This window comes from Curtobacterium subtropicum (assembly GCF_030362975.1).
Lineage (GTDB): Bacteria > Actinomycetota > Actinomycetes > Actinomycetales > Microbacteriaceae > Curtobacterium > Curtobacterium subtropicum.
In genome coordinates, this window is sequence record NZ_JAUCMM010000015.1 from 25,969 (window position 1) to 43,481 (window position 17,513).

The window sequence follows — 17,513 nt, forward strand, 5'->3', positions numbered from 1 at the left end:
TTCCACGTCACGGATGGGGCGTTCGCCGTCGTCACCGCCCTCGGGCTCGCCTACGGCGAAGCGCTCGTGAGAGGCGGCGCAAGGAGACAACGGGCCGCGGGCTGCGCACGTCGGGCGGGGAGCGGCTGCGTGAGGCCGGACCGTTCATGCTCTGCTTCGGTGCGTTCTGCGTGGCCGCGCTGGGTGAGCTCCTGCACGGCGAGGGCGCGGATGCACTGCGCTACGACGATGCGCTTCGCCGAACCGGGGCGGTCGTCTCCGGTGAGATCGTGCACGTCGAGCGCGTGCACTTCACCGGTTACAAGGGGCGCGGCCGGACCGAGTACACGCCCGTCACGCGGCAGACGTTCGAGGGGGTCGACTACGAGACGGCGCTCGACGTGTACACGGTGACGAACGAACCGGACTACTACCGCGTCGGGCAGCGCCTGACGATCATGGTGGACCCGGACGACGCGACGACGGCGGGCGTCCGGTCTGCGGAACTCCGCGAGATGTTCATCGGACGGGTCGCCCGCGGCCGCGGCGCCGCGTTCACCGCACTGCCGCTCCTGGCCGTCGGGGCGCCGCTGCTCACGGTGCAGACGGTCGAGAGCGTCACACGGAGGATCCGGACCAGGCGCACTCGGCGGTGGGCGAGGGCCCGACGACAAGTGCTCTCAGGGCGACGGCGCGCTCGACGCGTGGCCGGGTGGGCGGTCCGTCGGACCGGCACCGCGCCTCCAGGCCGGGTCGTGCGGGATCAGCCTCCGACGGTCAGCACGGGAGACCGCTCACCCACGCGCGGAACGTGAGGGCGTCGCCGTCGCGCAGAACGACCGCCCGTACCTCCTGCGCGTCGTACAGGAGCGCGAGGCTCTCCGGCGGCAGGCCGGCCAACTGCCGACCTCCGAGGGATGACGGGTCGACGAGTGCCGGACTCGCCAGGAACGCGAGGGGCTGCGAATCGGACTCCACGACCCCCGTCCGGCCGTCGATGAGGGCGCGGACCTCGGCGGGCTGCAGCGCGACGACGTCACCGCCGACGAACAGGCGGATGACCGGACGCACCCGACCGCCGGGGCCGAGCGGGACGGTGGTCCAGTCGGCGCTGCACGCGACACCGCGCCAGGGCGGGACCGAGACGCCGTTCGGTCCGAGCCCTGCGGGGGCGGTCATGCGGGGACGGACGACGCTTTCCTGCAGGTACGCCTCGAGCTCCGCGTACCCGCGGGCCAGGCCCATCACGTGGAAGAGTCGCTTCCCGGTCGCATCGCGCGCCTGCAGGCCGCCGTACTGGTTCGCGATCGGCAGCACCGCCGCGATCGCGCGCAGGTCCACGCGGCGCTCCCGCTGGAGGCCCTGACGGACCAGCAGGTGGTCCTCCATCGCGAGCACCCGTGTCCGGCGCAACGAGCGGGACAGCACGATGCCTCCGATGCCGGCCAGCAGGATGACGATCGCCACGATGAGCAGGCTGGGATCGACGCCGGTCGAGATCGTCGTGGCGGCGCCCAGCGACAGCAGGGCTCCGACCACGACGAAGACGATGGCGACCACCCGGATGAGGACCCACTGGAACGTCCGCAGGCGCACCGTGACGAGCGCACCGCCCTCGTTCGGCAGCGGCTCCCCACGCTCGCGTCGGCGGCGGTCGCTGCGCTTGGTCGCCGCCGTCACGGATGTCGTGATGACGAATGCCGCGACCATGGCGATGCCCACGGACGTGATCGTGATCCACATGTGTCGTCCCCCTCGTGCTGCGGCCCCTGGACCGAGTGGTCGACCGCCACGTCCGGAACGGTCGACCACTCGATCATGCATCCCCGACCACCAGATCGTGTTCGGCGATCCCCCCAGGGTGCGGTGTGCAGAGTATCAATTCCAGGGCTGACCGCAAGTTCGTATGTCGCCGAGCTGTGGCTCGAACGGGGGTGACGGTGGCCTGTGGAGAACGGAACCTCACGGTATTTCAGCGGTTAGGATCGATCACGCAGTCGATTTCTGAGGGGGACGATCGTGATGTTGACGCGCGCCGGGGGGACCGGGACTCGGCAGGGGAGCCGCATCGCAGGGGTGGCGGCCGTCACGGGCGCACTCGCGCTGGTGCTCTCCGGCTGCACCGCCGACCAGGACCAGGTGACGGATCCGTCACGTGTGCTGCAGACCGTGGACACGACGCTCACCACGAACGGCGCGGTGAACGCGATCTCGGACACGACGATCTCGGTCGCCGGCAAGCGCTCGTCGTCGAAGACCGTCGACCACGACGTGCAGGACGCAGCCGGGGACCTGCCGCTCCGGATCACCACCCAGTACACGACCGACAAGCGCTCCGGGACCGACCTCGCCGACCTCGACGGGTACTCCGGTCGCGTCGAGATCGACGTGACGGTCGAGAACCTCACGGTCCGGTCCGAGAACCTGACCTACGACGTCGCCGGAGCGTCCCGCTCGACCCCGGCGCTGGTCGGCGCGCCCTTCAGCATCGCCGCGTCGACCGTGCTCGACGGCGTCGCCCCGGACCGCATCGTCACCCAGTCGGTCGACGGCGGCGCTGCCACCGACGGCGTCGTGAGCACGAACGCCTCCGGCGACGCTGTCGTCCAGTGGGGACGGCTGCTCGCGCCGCCGACCTCCGGTGCGAGCAGCACGCTGCACCTCGTCGCAGACGTCCGTGAATTCTCCACGCCCGCGATCGACGTCGCCGCACAGCCCGGCCTGACGACCGACCTGTCGACCAGCGGCGTGATGAACGGCGCGTTCGGCTCCGACACGGACTCCGAGCTCGCCCTCCAGCGCCGGACGATCGACCTCATCGCGCAGGTGAACGAGGTGCTCGCCCGCGCGGGCGGCACCATCACCGAGGTCCGCACGAACCTCGAGTCGACGTCCCAGACCCTCGGCGTGCGGACGGCGGAGCGCCTGCAGGAGAGCAGTGCGTCGCTCGCGAGCACGATGCAGTCGCTGTCGGGCGAGCTCGGTTCGCTCAACGGGGACCTCGGCTCGACCGTGCAGGCGACGCAATCGACGGTGCTGCAGCAGCTGCAGCAGACGACGGGAAGCCTCGACGCGCTGCTCGGCGACACCTCGGCGACGGCCCCCGCGCCGGTTCTGAAGGACGACGGGTGCAAGGCCGTGCCGCAGACCGGCGCTGCGGGCGCGAGCGTCTACGGGAACCTGCTGCGCGTGTCCGCGCAGCTCGAGGGCTACGCCGAGGCGAGTGAGGCGTGCAAGCAGGAGGTGACCGCGCAGCTCGCGGCCGCTGTCGGGCCGGAGCAGCCGGACGAAGACTCCTGTGCGCTCAAGGAGAACGCCGATTCACTGACGTGCTCTCTCTTCGCTTCTTCGAAGTCGATCAATGAATCGCTCATCGGTCTTGTGACGGCCGGGACCGCGATCGCCGACGTCTTGCGCAACCAGAACTTCGGCGATGCCTCGGACAGCGTAACCAAGCTGCAAACCACTCTTGACGGCCTGTCTACGACGCTTGACGCTTACCAAGCCGATGCGGACCCGTCGTCTGTGACCAAAGCGCTGGACGTTCTTGAGGAAAGTTCCTCCGACTTGAGCGATCGTTCCGACGAATTGCAGACGGCGCTGCGAGCGCTGCATGCGCGGGCCGACGCGGCCCGGTCGCTCATCGACGGGGCAGGTCTGCCGTTCTCGATGGAGCGTCAGAACTCAGCAGTTGCAGACCAGCTCTGCTTGCTCGCGACGTTGGATCGCATCTCCGACGAAGATGCAGCGCGTCTGCGCGGTTACCTCACGGCAGAGCCCTGCGCGGGAGCTGCACAGGACGAGAAGCTGAGCCCGGGCCCCGGGTTCGACACGCCGATGGATGCGCGTCTCGAGGACCAGGCAAACCGTTGGCAAGAAGTCGCCGACGGTACGAAGACCGAAGGGGCAGCAGAAGGAACGATCGGCGCATCGGTGGGCAACCTCCGATCGCAGCTCGATCAACTCCAGGAGGCGATCAAGGAGGTTCGTGCCGCCTCGACGACCGGGGGCTCGAACATCGACAAGACGGTTGGTGATCTTCGCACTAGTATCGAGCAAGCGCAGTCCCAGCGAACGACCGTTGCGGAGCAGCTTGAGTCCGTGCACAAGACGCAGCTCGAGCTGGCTGACCGGGTCCAGGAGTCGTTCGCCGATGCTTCCGACAGCTCGACAGACGCGCTCGCTGAGGCGCTGCGGTCGCAGGTCCGCATTGTCGGCAAAGCATCCGCAACGAGTCGAGATGCCGTCGTCGACGCGTTCGACAAGTCGATCGCCGGCCTCCGCACCACCTCGGGCGAGGTGACGAGCGACTCGAAGGGCACCATCGACGAGCAGAAGGGTGCGCTCCAGCAGCAGGGCAGCAGCCTCGCCTCGGCGGTGGACGAGCAGACCGCGGCGAGCCTGCAGCGCATCGACGCGAGCACCAGCGCCTCGGTCCGCGACGTCGAGGGCGCGAGCACGCTCCTGATCGGCGACCTCAACCGCGTGATGCTCGACCTCGGCGACCGCAAGGTCAACGGCTCCGGCATCCTCGGCGCGATGGCCACGAGCGCGGCGAAGTCCGACTCCGCCGACTACCAGCTCGCCCTGGCGTCGCAGAACGCCTCCGGTTACGCCAACGTCCGAGCCGAGGACGTCGCGGGCATCCTCCTGCAGCAGGAGCAGTTCCGCGCGTCGCTCGACCGGGCCGCGACGCTCCCCGCCTTCCGACTCGACGTGCCGTCCAGCGCGACGTCGACGACGCTCTACGCCTTCCGGATCGGAGCCGAGCGATGAGCCACGTGCAGGACCAGTCGACCGAGCCGACCATCGACGAGCAGGGCACCGACGACCCGACCACGACCGACGCTGCCCAGACCCGGAAGCGTCGGCGGACCGCGATCATCGTCGCGATCGCCGTCCTCGTCGTCGCCGCCGTCGTCACCGCGGTGCTCGCGGTGCGTGTCTCGGCCTCGACCCCGGCCGAGGCGGTCTCAGCGACTGCCCCGGTTCCGATCAGCGTCGCCCACGTCCCCGACGGCACGAAGATCGGCGTCGTGGTCACGCTCGGCGACGGCGAGGGTGCGCAGTGGGACGACGCCGCGCAGGGCGCCCTCGTCGCGCAGCGTCGTCTGGAGCTCGGCGGTACCGACGTGCAGCTCGTGACGAAGAACGACGGCGGGTCGACCGACGGTGCCCGGAAGGCCGTCGAGGCCCTCGCGGCCGACGGCGTCTCGGGCATCGTCGTGGCGACGTCCGGCGACCACGTCCGCGGTGCCTTCACCGCGGCGGCCGACGCCGACATCCCGGTCGTCGCGCCCTACGCGGCCGGCGGTGACGACGCGTGGTCGACCGCGCCGTCGACGGAGTCCGTCGCCGCGGCACTGCAGGACGCGCTCGGTGACGCTGCGTCGCCGCTGCTCGTCGACCTGGGCGGCGGAGCGCCGTCCGGCGTGCGGTTCGCCCACGTCCTCGACGCGACGAGCACGCCCGACCTCGGCGCGCTCGCGACGACCATCGCGCAACGCACCGGCGCGGCCGCGGGCTCCACCGACGCCACGACGACCAGCGCCCCGACGACCGACGCCCCGACGACCGACGACCAGGCCGGAACCACGACCGGCGTCACGCAGGACAGCACCGAGCAGGCGGCCCCGGACTCCGACGCCGTGGTCGTCAGCGGTCCGGCCGGTCGACAGGGTGCCCTCGTCGCCGCCCTCCAGGAGGCGAACGTCACCGCGCCCGTCGTCCTGACCCCCGAGGCCACCAGCCCCGCCTTCGCCGCGGCCCTCGCCCAGGCCGGCGGCAGCCTCAGCGGCACGTTCCGCACCGTCGGTGTCGAGACCGACGACGCCCGCGCCCTGTCCTCGAAGCCCGAGGGTCGTGCCATGTCGGCGTTCCTCGGCGGCGTCCGGGTGCTGGCGGACGACTTGGACGCGAAGAACCTGACCGGCGACCGTTCCTTCGCATCGGTCGCGTCTGTCGCGGACGCCCGCAGCCACGACGCGGTCGTGGCGCTGGTGGCGGCCGTCGGGTCGGCCCGGAGCGCCGACGGGGCGAAGGTGTCGGAGGCGCTGGCCCGTCTCGACCTCGACGCCGGCGACGGACTCGCGGGCCCCGCACTCGACTTCGGCTCGCGGCAGGCCCTCGGCGACCGCGCCGGTGTGCTGGCCGCCTCCGCGCAGGACCTCGGGCTCCGGCCCGCCAGCGCGACCCGGGATGGCCGCGCGACCGAGGACGGCGGGGCCACACCCGCGCTCGTCTGGTTCGCCGACTCGTCCGACTGACCGAGTCCCACCCGCACCACCCGCACCGCCGCACCACGCCCAGGGAGGACCGCCCATGCGCCTGCTGATCGAGCTCGACGACCGCCGCGAGACGATCGAGGCCGACGGGTGGGCGGAGTCCTCCACGCTGGGGGACCTCGTCACGGCGTCGCTCGGCACCCCGCTCGACCCCGGGACACCCCTGGCGGTCGACGGCCACCGGACGAGCTCGGACACCCCGCTGCGCGACCTCGTGCTCCTCGAGGGGTCCCGCGTCGCCCGCACCACCGAGGAGCCGCCGCGCGCGGTCGACGGCTGGAGCGTGACCCTGGCCGGTGGCCTCGAGGCTGGGCTCGTCGTGCCGGTGCCGCGCAGCCGTCGGCTCGTCGTCGGACGTGCCCCGCAGGCCGACGTCGTGCTCCCCACCGAGAGTGCGTCCTGGGAGCACTGCACGGTCGAACGCGAGGACGACGGTGTCCGGGTGCGTGACTCCGGGTCGACGAACGGCACCGTGATCGCGGGGGAGCGCATCGACGGCGAGGGTGTCCTGCTGACCGGCACCACGAGCGTCATCGTCGGGGGCGCGGTCCTGCTGCTCCGGCCGGAGCTCCCGGAGACGACGGTGCCCGCGGCGGGGACGCTCCCGAACCTCACCCCGGCCGCCACCGCTCCCTTCAACCGTCCGCCCCGACCCGGTCGGGTCACCGACACCGAGCCGGTGTCCCCGCCGAGCCGCAAGGACGTCGCCCCGGCGTCGAAGTTCAGCTGGATCACGGTCGCGGCGCCGCTCGTGCTCGCCGGCGCGATGGTGCTCCTGCTCGGGGACGCCCGCTTCGCCCTCTTCGCGCTGCTCAGCCCCGTGACCGCGATCGGCATGTGGTTCGAGCAGAAGCACCGCCGGGCGAAGAACCTCAAGGAGGAGGAGACGCGCTTCTCCGAGGCGGTCGAGGGCTTCCGCGGCGAGATCGCCGCCGCGGCTGCCGTCGAGGCGGCTCGCCGGCAGGACCTCGTGCCCGACCCGGCGACCGTGGTCCGCCGGGCGCTCCTGCCGACGACCGACCTCTGGCAGCGCCGGTCGGACGACGACGACTTCCTCAGCCTGCACGCCGGCACCGGCGACGCACCGTGGCGTCCCGAGGTCGACCAGCGCGCGGCGTCGTCGAAGCTCGAGGACGAGGCGAAGGCCGCGATCGCGGAGAGCCGTCTCACGGCGGCACCGGTCGTCGCCGACCTGTCCGACGCCGGTGTCGTCGGCATCGTCGGTGACCGCGACGGGGCGCTCGCCCTCGCCCGCAGCCTGCTCGCTCAGGCGACCGTGCACTGCGGGCCGGCGGACCTGACGGTCGGGATGTTCTGCGACGCGGGCCGACAGGACGACTGGTCCTGGGCCTCCTGGCTGCCGCACACGCGCGTGGCGGGCAGCAGCACCGGTGCCCGGTGGATGTCGGCGCAGCGCGATCAGAGCGCCGCGGTCCTGCGCGGTCTCAAGGAGTCGCTCGACGAGCTCCCCACGCCGAACCTGCTCGTCGTCGTGGACTCCGACGTGCTCACCGAGGGCCGTGACGCCCCGGCGCGCAGCCTGCTCGGCCAGGGCCGGACGGTCCCCGGGGTCTCGCTGCGCCCGGGGGAGCGGCGGCAGCGGGTGAGCGGCATCGTCATCGCCACGAACGAGCAGCAGTTGCCCGCCGCCTGCACGACGATCGTCACCGTCGGGGCGGACGCGGCCGCGACGGTCTACCGCCCGGAGGACCGCACGCGGGTCGAGGACGTCGTGCTCGCTGGCCTCACCGCGGTCACCGCGGAGCGCGTCGCCCGCGCCGTCGCGCACTTCGACGACCCGGAGCTCACGGTCCCCGGCGCATCACTGCCGTCGCTCGTCCGCCTGCCCGAGCTGCTCGCCCGGAGCGCCGCGGCCCACGGCAGCACCGCGCGGAACGCCGCAGCCCACCGCAGCACCGCTCCGGTCGACACCACCACCGCCGAGGGCATCCGCACCCTGTGGCAGACCAGCACCGGGACCTCGACCCCCGTCGGTTCCTCGGAGTCCGGCGTCCTCGAGATCGACCTGGTGCGCGACGGCCCTCACGGCCTCGTCGGCGGGACCACGGGGTCCGGCAAGAGCGAGTTCCTCCGCTCGTTCGTCGCCGGCCTCGCGGCCCGGAACGACCCGACGCGGCTCAACTTCCTGCTCGTCGACTTCAAGGGCGGCGCCGCCTTCGCCGCCTGTGAACGGCTGCCGCACACGATCGGCACGATCAGCAACCTCGACGAGCAGCTCGCCGACCGGGCGATCCGTGCGCTCGAGGCCGAGCTCGAGCGTCGCCAGCGGGTCTTCGCGACCGCCGGTGCCGACATCGACAACCTCGACGCCTACCTCGCGACGCGGCCGACCGAGCCGATGCCGCGCCTGCTCTTCGTCGTCGACGAGTTCGCGATGCTCGCGAAGGAGTTCCCCGACGTCCTGACCTCGCTCGTCGCGATCGCCGCGGTGGGCCGCACGCTCGGGGTGCACATGGTGCTCGCGACGCAGCGCCCCGCGGGCGTCGTGAGCGAGGACATCCTCGCGAACACGAACCTCCGGGTGGCCCTCCGCGTGCAGAGCCGCGAGGACTCGACCAACGTCATCGGCGTCCCCGCAGCCGCCGGCATCGGTCGGCAGCAGACCGGCCGCGCCTACGTGAAGCTCGGGCAGGACGACATCACTCCGGTGCAGACCGCGCTGGTCACCGGCCGCGCGCGCGACGAACGGGTCGAGCAGCCGGTCTCCGTCCGCCCGACCGACGTCTTCGGCGTCCCGGCCCCGGCGCCCGCACCCGCACCGAGCGCGTCGGACGACACCGACCTCGACGTCCTCATCGAGGCGATCCGTGCCGCGAACGACGCCGCCGGGTACGCCGCTCCCCGTCCGATCTGGCCCGAGGCGCTGGGGGACCGGGTCGACCTGGCGGACATCCCGGAACCGTCCGACGACCGTGCCCGGCGCTTCGTACCCGTCGCGCTCGCCGACGACCCCGACCACCAGCGCCAGGTCGCGGGCGGCTGGGACCTCGACGAGGGCAACCTCGTCCTGATGGGCATCCCGGGCAGCGGCACGAGCACCGCCCTGTCCGCACTGGCGCTGCGCCTCGCGAGGACGACGAGCCCGGACGACCTCGACCTCCTCGTGCTCGACATGGGACCCGGCGACCTGGCGCCGCTCGCGCAGCTGCCGCACACCACGGCCTACGTCGGCTCCGGGGCGGGCGCGGGCGAACTGCAGGCACGCTTCCTCCGGCACTTGCGCGCGGACCTCGAGCGTCGGCGCGCGAACCCCGGCGGGCGTCGGGCCGTCGTGCTCATCGACGGCCTCGCGGCGCTCCGGGACGAGTACCAGGACTTCGAGGGCCAGCAGCTGCTCGACGCCCTGTACCGCGTGTACGCCGAGGGCCCGGCGCTCGGTATCTCGTTCGCCGTCTCCACGACCCGCGCGAAGGCCGTGCCGTCGGCGATGGACGAGGTCACGACCCAGAAGTGGATGTTCCGCCTGGCCGACCCGTACGACTACGCGTCCATCGGGGTCCGCCAGAAGGACGTCCCGCCCCCGGTGCCCGGGCGCTACGTCCACTCCACGACGAAGCTGCAGAGCCACGTCGCGACGCCGGCGGTGCCCCTCGCCGACGCCGTCGCCGCGGTCGCCGCCGCCTGGCCGGACGCGGCGCCGAAGACGAGCGCCGTCGGCCGGCTGCCCGACGCGGTCCGGGTGCACGACCTCGGAGCGCCGGCGCGCTTCGACACCGAGCCGTGGCGCCTGCCGGTCGGGATCGCCGAGGACGACCTCGGCACCGCGGCACTCGAGGTCTACGACGGCGAGCACGTGCTCGTCGCCGGCCCGGCGCGCTCCGGCAAGTCGACGGTGCTCCTCGCACTGGCCGACCAGGCGCGGTCAGCCGAGGGCGTCCGACCCGCCGTGTGGGCGATCTGTGACCGCCGGTCCCCGCTCGCCGACGGTGTCTTCGACCGCCTCGCCGTCGGGGCCGACGACGTCCCCGCCCTGCTGGCCGGCCTCCGCCTGGAGCGCGGCCCGGTCCTGCTGCTCGTCGACGACGCCGAACGCTTCGACGACGCCGACCAGGCGATCGCCTCGCTGCTGTCCTCCGAGCGACCGGGCCTGTGCGTGGTCGCGGCCGGCCGGTCCGCCGACCTCCGGTCGCTCTACAGCCACTGGACGCGCGCGGTCCGGAAGTCCCGCTGCGGCGTGCTCCTGCAGCCCGACGTCGACTACGACGGCGAACTGCTCGGGGTCCCGTTGCCCCGCCGCGCGCCCGTCGCGCTGACCGTGGGCCGCGGCTACGCCGCGTCGGGCGGGGCCGTCCGCCTCGTCCAGACCGCCGCACCCGGCGCCTGACCGGCGCGACCACCACCGGACGGGAGGCACGGCGCACCGCCGCCGCGCGCCTCCCGTCCGTCGGATCCCCGGCTCGCGCGCACGTGCGACGGAACAGGTCCGGGGGCCGCTCAGTCGCGGGTGGTGATGCCGAAGGGCGAGCTCTCGAGGTCCGTGAAGTTGCCCACGGTCGCCCGGACCGTGCACGACGGTGCGACGGACAGCGCGGTCACCACGAGTCCGTCGGACGACACCGCCAGCGCGCCCGAGCACCCGTCGGCGAAGCGGAGGCCGGACTCCCCGCCCGCGACGTCGGTGAGCATTTCGGACGGAGCACCGGTCGAGGGGCTGCGGTACAGCGGGTTCAGTTCGTCGGCGCCGCTCGGCCAGACCGGGACGAGCGTCACCGGCAGCGTGGTCTGGCTGACCGTGCGGTCGGGGGTGCGGACCTCGACCCCCTGCATCCGCTGCACGGGGTACGACGTCCCGGTCACGGCCTGGTCGGTGACGGCCGCCGTGGTCGCGCTCCCGGCGGCGTCGAGCCACTCCTGCAGGCCGGCCTGGTCGGGCACATCGGCGAGCCGCACGGTGGCCTGGACGGTGACGTCCTCGCCCGCCGGGACCACCACGTCGGACAGCGTCCACCCGCACCGGACGTCGACGCCGGTCACCGACGGCTGGTTCCGAGCACCGGTGACGTCGTCGCCCGCCGCCGCGTCCCCGTCCCACGTCACCGCGGGACACTCGGAGCGTTCGCCGACACCGGGTACCACCTCGAGCAGCGGCCCGCGGAGCGTCGCGGCCTGCGCGGCGTAGGTGATCGACAGCGCGACGGTCCCTGCCTGCGGGTCGACGGTCGCCTTGCGGGTCGTCGAGAGCCCGGTCGGCAGCGGGCGGTCCTGCTGGTAGGCGCTGGCCGCCTGTGCAGTGCGGGCAGCGCTCGGCGTGCCCTTCCCGCCCAACGCGCCGGGGAGCCAGACGACCCCGCCGACGACGAGCGCCGCGACGAGCACCACGCCGAGGGCACCGAGGCCGAGCATGCGGTTCGTCAGCCAGTCCGGGCGCTGCCACCGACCGCGTGCAGGGGCCTCCGGTTCGCGAGCGGGCGCGACCGGCGGGCGGGCGAGCGGCCGGAAGACCGTCCGCGAGCCCGCCTGCCCGAGCTCGGGAGCGGGGCCGGCATCGTCCGCACCTGCCGTCGGTGCCGGAGCCGGGGTCTCGTCCGTCGGCCGCACGCCGCGCACCACCGTCGCCGGCCGCTCGACCTCGGCGAAGGACTCCGGGTCCGACGTCGGGCGCAGCGCGGGGGCGTCGGCGAGCTGCCGGGCGAGCTGGCGCAGGGTGGCCGCGGCATCCGCGGCCGCGGGCCGTGCGGCCGGGTCCTTCGCGAGCATCGTCGACACCGCCGACCAGAGCGCCGCGGGGACGTCGAGCTGCGGCGGGTCGGAGGTGACGTGGCGGTAGGCGACGGCGAAGTCGGTCCCGGGTCCGGCGAAGGGGGTGCGTCCGGCGAGCAGCTCGTAGAGCATCACCCCGGTGCCGTACACGTCGGCCGCGGGCCCCGAGCGCCCCTGGCTGATCGACTCGGGCGCCATGTACTGTGGCGTCCCGAGCAGCCCGGTCGTGGTGCGCTGCCGGTCGGCCATCACCGACGCGATGCCGAAGTCCGACACCCGCACGTCACCCGTCGCGCCGGGCGTCCACGGTGTCGCGAGCAGCACGTTGTCGGGCTTGACGTCGCGGTGGGTGACGTCCTGCTCGTGTGCGGCGGCGAGGGCGTCGAGTGTCTCGGCGGTGATCGTCAGGGCGTCCCGCGGTGGCAGCGTCCCCGCGCCGGCGAGCAGGTCCCGCGCGGAGCCCCCGCCGACCAGGTCCATGACGATCGCGAGTCGGTCACCCTCGACGACGAGGTCACGGACCCGGACGATCGACGGGTGCTGCAGACCGAGCAGCACGGTGCGCTCCCGCACGAAGCGTTCGACGACGGTCGGGTCTGCGGCGAGCTCGGCGCGCAGCAGCTTCGCGGCGACGTGCTCGCCGGTCGCGGTGTGCTCGGCGCGCCAGACCTCGCCGGTCGCGCCGGTGCCGAGCAGGTCGACCAGCCGGTACGACGCTCCGAGCGGCTCGCCGCGGCCGTACTGCACACGACCCTGCTCCGTCACGTTGCCCCCGAGTGCCCCTGGCCGACCCCTCGTCGACCTCGCGTCATGTTACCGGCCGGAGCCGCGCGCGTACTGCACGTCGATCGCGTGCTGGGTGAAGCCCGAGCGGCGGTACAGCGCGAGTGCCGGCTCGTTGTCGCCCTCGACGTAGAGCGCCGCGGCGGTCAGCCCACGGCCGGTGAGACGGGCCGATCCCGCGCGCATCAGGACGCCGCCGAGCCCCTGGCCCTGCAGGTCGGGCCGGACGGCCACCGCGTAGAACTCGCCGGTGCCGTCCTCGACCTTGAGCCAGCACGACCCCGCGAGCGCGCCCGACTCGTCGCGCAGGAGCAGCAGGTCGTCGCCGGAGAACCAGGGCTCGGCCTCGCGGGCGCGCAGGTCGTCGAGGGTCATCCGGCCCTGTTCGGGGTGGTTCGCGAAGGCCGCGGCGTTGAGGGTCAGCCAGGCGTCCTCGTCCTCGGGGTCGCCGGCGCGGAAGGCGTCGAGCCCGTACCCGACCGGCAGACCGACGGGTGCGGTCGTGTCCACGATCGGTGCCCGGAGCTGCAGCAGTGTCCGGACCGGCGTCCAGCCGTACCGGTCGGCGAGGGCACGCGCGGCGGGGTGGTCCCCGTGCGCCCACGCGAGACGTGGAGCACCGGGGTCAGCGGACGCGCCCGGGTCTGCGGACGCCCCCGGGTCCGTCGTCGCGCCCCCGGCGCCCGGGTCGGTCACCTGCGCGACGAGCGCCGACCCGACGCCCTGGCCACGGGCCTCCCGGGCGACGACGAGTTCCAACTCGCCGTCACGGACCACGGCGACCCCGCGCTCGTCGCCGACCACGGTCGCACGGCCGACACGGACGTCGACCAGGGTCTGGTCGGAGAACGGCGGCGCCTCGCCCGCCGCGACGGAGGCGGCGGCGAGCATCTCGACGACGGCGAGCACTACTGTCCCGCCAGGCGCTCGGCCTCGTCGTCGTGCACGTTGAAGCGGTAGCCGACGTTGCGGACCGTCCCGATGAGCGACTCGAGGTCGCCGAGCTTCGCGCGGAGGCGTCGCACGTGCACGTCGACCGTGCGGGTGCCGCCGAAGTAGTCGTAGCCCCAGACCTCGCTGAGCAGCTGCTCGCGGGTGAACACACGCGACGGGTGCGAGGCGAAGAAGCGCAGGAGCTCGAACTCCTTGAAGGTGAGGTCGAGCGGGCGACCCCGCACCTTCGCCGAGTAGCTCGCCTCGTCGATGACGACGCCGGAGGCCTGGATCTTCGACCCCGAGGGGTTCTTCGCGGCACGGCCCGTGGTGAGCCGGATGCGGGCGTCGACCTCGGCGGGGCCGGCGCTCTCGAGCACGACGTCGTCGACGTTCCACTCGCTGTTCACCGCGGTGAGCCCGCCCTCGGTCACGACGAGGATGATCGGCGTCGTCGACCCGCTCGTCGCGAGGATCTTGCACAGGGCCTTGGCGCTGACGAGGTCGAGACGGGCGTCGACGAACATCAGGTCGCTCTGCGGAGCGTTGACCAGCTGCGCGGCCTCGGCGGGGACGTGGCGGATCCGGTGGCTCAGGAGACCGAGACTCGGCAGGACGTCGCCGGGCGCGGCTGAGGTGAGTACCAGGAGCTGGGCCACAGGACCTCCAGAGCGAGGGAACGTCGTGGAGTCATCCTAGTGATGCCTCGGCGGCGCCCCGCCGACCGGCTGGTCGGTCAGGGCTCCGACGGCGCAGGCGCGGCCCTGTCATGATGGAGCGCGTGACCGAGCCCGTCCCGCCCCTCGACCAGCGCCGACTGCGCCTGACCTCCGTGCTGCCGGTCTGGGTGCTCGCGGTCGTCGGCGCCGTGCTCGTGCTGACCCTGACGCAGAAGGACTCGTTCGCCTGGCTCCTGCTCGTCTTCGTGCTCTGCGTGCTCGTGAGCTTCGTGCTGCAGCTCATCACCGCGACGAAGGACGGCCTGGTCGAGCGGATCAGCATCGCGTCCTCCGGGTCCTTCGTCGTGGTGCTCGTCACGGCCGTGGTGCTGCTGGCCCGCTGAACACGGCAGCGACCGCGCGGCACGCCCCCTGGCGCCGTCAGGCGTGCCGCGTAGACTCGCCGCATGGATTCGCTGCTTGCGCTCGAGCTGTTCTACGTGGGCCTCCTCGGCCTGGCGTCGCTCGCGATCGCGTTCATCTCGGTCGTCGTCGTCGTGAAGCTGTTCAAGGGTCAGCGTTGATCGAACTGCCGGAGGGCCTGGCGCCCGAGCTCGTCCCGCTGTCGTGGCTCGTCGGTGTCTGGGAGGGCACGGGCGTGGTCGAGTACCCCGTGGGCGACGAGGACGAGCCCCGCAAGTACGAGTTCGGCCAGCGGGTGAGCTTCAGCCACGACGGCCTGCCCTACCTCAACTACTCCTCGACGACGTGGCTGCTCGACGACGAGCACACCCCCCTCGCCGCCGAGATGGGCTACTGGCGCATCGACCGTCCGAACGAGCCGGGCGACCGCGGCCCCGCGATGCTCATGGGTGACGGGCCCGTCCCGTTCAGCACGGTGGAGAGCGTCGAGACGCTCCGCAACACCACCGACGGCTTCGACGTCGAGGCGGCGATCATCCACCCGACGGGTGTCAACGAGCTCTACGTCGGCCGCGTCAAGAAGGGTCGCATCGACCTGGCCACCGACGCCGTGATGCGCTCGCCGAACGCGAAGGACTACTCGGCGGCGACCCGCCTGTACGGCCTGGTCGAGGGCAAGCTCTTCTGGGCGTGGGACATCGCCGCGCTCGGGCAGCAGCTCACCTCGCACGCCTCGGGGCAGCTCGCGAAGGTCGACTGATGTCGGTGTTCGCCGGTCGCGACGGCTTCGTCGCATCCGAGGCCGGTCCCGCCGCCCACTACGGCAACCCCGTCGGCGAGCAGCGGGCGCTCGCCGCCGGCCGTGCCGTGGTCGAGCTCGGTCTCGGCGTCGTGACGATCAGCGGACCGGACCGCCTGTCCTGGCTCAACTCGATCACGTCCCAGCTGCTCACCGGACTCGCACCGGGCGCGAGCACCGAGACGCTGGTCCTCGACCAGTCCGGTCGCGTCGAGCACGCCGCCCGGGTGGTCGACGACGGCGAGGTCACGTGGCTCCTCACCGAGCCGACGGACGCCGCCCCGCTCGCGGCCTGGCTCGACTCCATGCGCTTCATGCTCCGCGTCGAGGTCGCCGACCGCTCGGCCGACCTCGTCACGCTCGGCCGGTTCGACGGCTCGGCAGCGCCGGACGACGTGGTCGTCGAGTGGGTCGACCCGTGGTCGTCGGTCACGCCCGGTGGGTGGGGCTACGCCGCCCTGGAGGCCCACCCCGGCTCCGACTGGACCCTCCGCATCGACGTGGTCACCCCGGACACCGCGGTCGCCCTGGCGGAGTCCGGTGCGCCGGTCGCGGGGCTCCTCGCGTTCGAGGCACTGCGCATCGCCGCGTGGCGCCCGGTCCTCGCCGACGTCGACGAGCGGACGATCCCGCACGAGCTCGACTGGCTCCGCTCCGCGGTGCACCTGTCGAAGGGCTGCTACCGCGGGCAGGAGACCGTCGCGAAGGTGCACAACCTCGGGCACCCGCCGCGCCGAGTCGTGATGCTCCACCTGGACGGGTCGGACGGCGTGCTGCCCGTACCCGGCACCGCGGTCGAGCTGGACGGCAAGGACGTCGGGCGGCTCACCGCCTCGGCGCTCCACCACGAGCTTGGGCCGATCGGGCTCGCGGTCGTGAAGCGCTCGCTCGACCCCGCTGCGACGCTGACCCTGACCGTCGACGACGTCGTGGTCACCGCGGCGCAGGAGACGATCGTCCCGCCGGAGGCCGGCGCGACGGCGAACGTGCCGCGCCTGCCCCGGCTCGGAGCCGTCCGCCGCAGCTGATCCGAGTCACGTCGGAACCTGGTTCCGGACACGGCACCGTGCTCCGTGCGTCCGTTCCGTGGTGCTGCTGGCGGAACCTGATTCCCACCGGTGCGGTCAGGCGGGGGCGACCGCCGACCACGGGACGCTCAGCTCGCCGAGACGCCAGCGGGTCCCCCCGTGCAGCACCGGCCAGCCTCGGTCGCGCATGCCGTGCACCGTGGCGATCCACCGCTGACGCGGGCCGTACGTGCCGAGCGGCGCAGCGACGGCCCACGCGCGGTCGAGGTCGAGCAGGAACGCGTGCACCCGTTCCCCGGGGACGTTCCGGTGGATCAGCGCCTTCGGCAGCCGCTCGGCGACGATGCTCGGCAGCTCGAGGTCGGCGACCCGCAGGGACACCGTGAAGGTGTGCGGCGCGTGCTCGTCGAGCGTGACCCAGGCCGCCACCCGGCCGACCTCGTTGCAGGTGCCCTCCACGAGCGCACCCCCTGGTTGCAGGCGGTCCTGCATGATCCGCCACGAGTCCACGACGGCGGACTCGTCGTACTGCCGCAGGACGTTGAAGGCGCGGATGACAGCGGGCAAGCGGCCACCGGGCGTCGGCGTCTCGAACCCGCCCAACCGGAAGGTCACGCCGTCGCGCGTGCCGGCGTTCGCCAGCGCCACCCGCGACGGCTCGATCTCGATGCCGGTCACCTCGACGTCCGGCCGGACGCGGGCCAGTCGGTCCCGGAGCTCGAGCGTCGTCGTCGGCCGGGCACCGTACCCGACGTCGGCCACGAGCGGGTCGTCCGTCCGGCGCAGGACCGGGAGCGCGGCGATCCACCGGTCGACACGGCGGAGCCGGTTGTACCCGGTGGTCCCGCGCGTGACGTTCCCGATGGGCATGGACCCAGGGTAGCGAGGCGCACCCGCTCGGTAG

The 17,513-nt window shown here is 73.1% G+C and carries 12 protein-coding genes; 7 read left to right on the forward strand and 5 right to left on the reverse strand.

The window, feature by feature from the left end:
• Positions 1–146 precede the first annotated feature (146 nt).
• Positions 147–794 carry a DUF3592 domain-containing protein gene (locus QUG98_RS15445; protein ID WP_289471391.1) on the forward strand — a complete coding sequence of 216 codons (648 nt, stop codon included), beginning with the start codon at positions 147–149 and terminating at the stop codon, positions 792–794.
• Here the strand turns inward: QUG98_RS15445 and QUG98_RS15450 are convergent.
• Positions 757–1,722 carry a hypothetical protein gene (locus QUG98_RS15450; protein ID WP_289471392.1) on the reverse strand — a complete coding sequence of 322 codons (966 nt, stop codon included), beginning with the start codon at positions 1,720–1,722 and terminating at the stop codon, positions 757–759. The two genes, QUG98_RS15445 and QUG98_RS15450, sit on opposite strands and share 38 nt — an antisense overlap.
• A 333-nt stretch (positions 1,723–2,055) precedes the next feature.
• Here QUG98_RS15450 and QUG98_RS15455 point away from each other — a divergent pair, with 333 nt between their 5' ends.
• From QUG98_RS15455 to QUG98_RS15465, 3 genes are read left to right on the forward strand one after another with little or no spacing between them, the layout of a single operon-like run.
• Positions 2,056–4,755 (forward strand): hypothetical protein, encoded by a 2,700-nt coding sequence (locus tag QUG98_RS15455; RefSeq protein ID WP_289471393.1) that lies wholly within the window; start codon positions 2,056–2,058, stop codon positions 4,753–4,755.
• Positions 4,752–6,245: an ABC transporter substrate-binding protein gene (locus QUG98_RS15460; RefSeq protein ID WP_289471394.1), complete on the forward strand. Its 1,494-nt coding sequence runs from the start codon at positions 4,752–4,754 to the stop codon at positions 6,243–6,245. Before QUG98_RS15455 ends, QUG98_RS15460 begins: the two co-directional genes overlap by 4 nt.
• A gap of 55 nt (positions 6,246–6,300) precedes the next feature.
• Entirely contained in the window at positions 6,301–10,608 is a 4,308-nt protein-coding gene (locus QUG98_RS15465) for a type VII secretion EssC family protein (RefSeq protein ID WP_289471395.1), read from the forward strand.
• A gap of 110 nt (positions 10,609–10,718) precedes the next feature.
• Here QUG98_RS15465 and QUG98_RS15470 read toward each other — a convergent pair whose 3' ends face one another.
• From QUG98_RS15470 to QUG98_RS15480, 3 genes are read right to left on the reverse strand one after another with little or no spacing between them, the layout of a single operon-like run.
• Positions 10,719–12,749 carry a protein kinase domain-containing protein gene (locus QUG98_RS15470; protein ID WP_289471396.1) on the reverse strand — a complete coding sequence of 677 codons (2,031 nt, stop codon included), beginning with the start codon at positions 12,747–12,749 and terminating at the stop codon, positions 10,719–10,721.
• A 48-nt stretch (positions 12,750–12,797) separates the two neighbouring features.
• Positions 12,798–13,676, reverse strand: coding sequence for a mycothiol synthase (gene mshD, locus QUG98_RS15475; protein WP_289471397.1), 879 nt, complete (start codon positions 13,674–13,676; stop codon positions 12,798–12,800).
• A complete protein-coding gene (locus QUG98_RS15480) occupies positions 13,676–14,359 on the reverse strand; it encodes a winged helix-turn-helix domain-containing protein (protein WP_137768305.1) in 684 nt (227 codons plus the stop codon). Before QUG98_RS15480 ends, mshD begins: the two co-directional genes overlap by 1 nt.
• Positions 14,360–14,481: 122 nt before the next feature.
• Between QUG98_RS15480 and QUG98_RS15485 the strand changes: the two genes are divergently transcribed.
• The 3 genes from QUG98_RS15485 to ygfZ all read left to right on the forward strand — a co-directional run bounded on the left by QUG98_RS15485 (position 14,482) and on the right by ygfZ (position 16,609).
• Complete coding sequence (locus QUG98_RS15485; RefSeq protein WP_289471398.1) at positions 14,482–14,763, forward strand: hypothetical protein; 282 nt, start codon at positions 14,482–14,484, stop codon at positions 14,761–14,763.
• Positions 14,764–14,939: 176 nt separating this feature from the next.
• Positions 14,940–15,542, forward strand: a complete 603-nt coding sequence (locus tag QUG98_RS15490; protein ID WP_289471399.1) for a heme-binding beta-barrel domain-containing protein — start codon at positions 14,940–14,942, stop codon at positions 15,540–15,542.
• The gene (ygfZ, locus tag QUG98_RS15495; protein WP_289471400.1) at positions 15,542–16,609 is read left to right on the forward strand and encodes a CAF17-like 4Fe-4S cluster assembly/insertion protein YgfZ; all 1,068 of its coding nucleotides are present in this window, start codon (positions 15,542–15,544) and stop codon (positions 16,607–16,609) included. Before QUG98_RS15490 ends, ygfZ begins: the two co-directional genes overlap by 1 nt.
• Before the next feature lie 96 nt (positions 16,610–16,705).
• Here the strand turns inward: ygfZ and QUG98_RS15500 are convergent, their stop codons facing one another.
• Positions 16,706–17,479, reverse strand: a complete 774-nt coding sequence (locus QUG98_RS15500) for a class I SAM-dependent methyltransferase (RefSeq protein ID WP_289471401.1) — start codon at positions 17,477–17,479, stop codon at positions 16,706–16,708.
• Positions 17,480–17,513 lie beyond the last annotated feature (34 nt).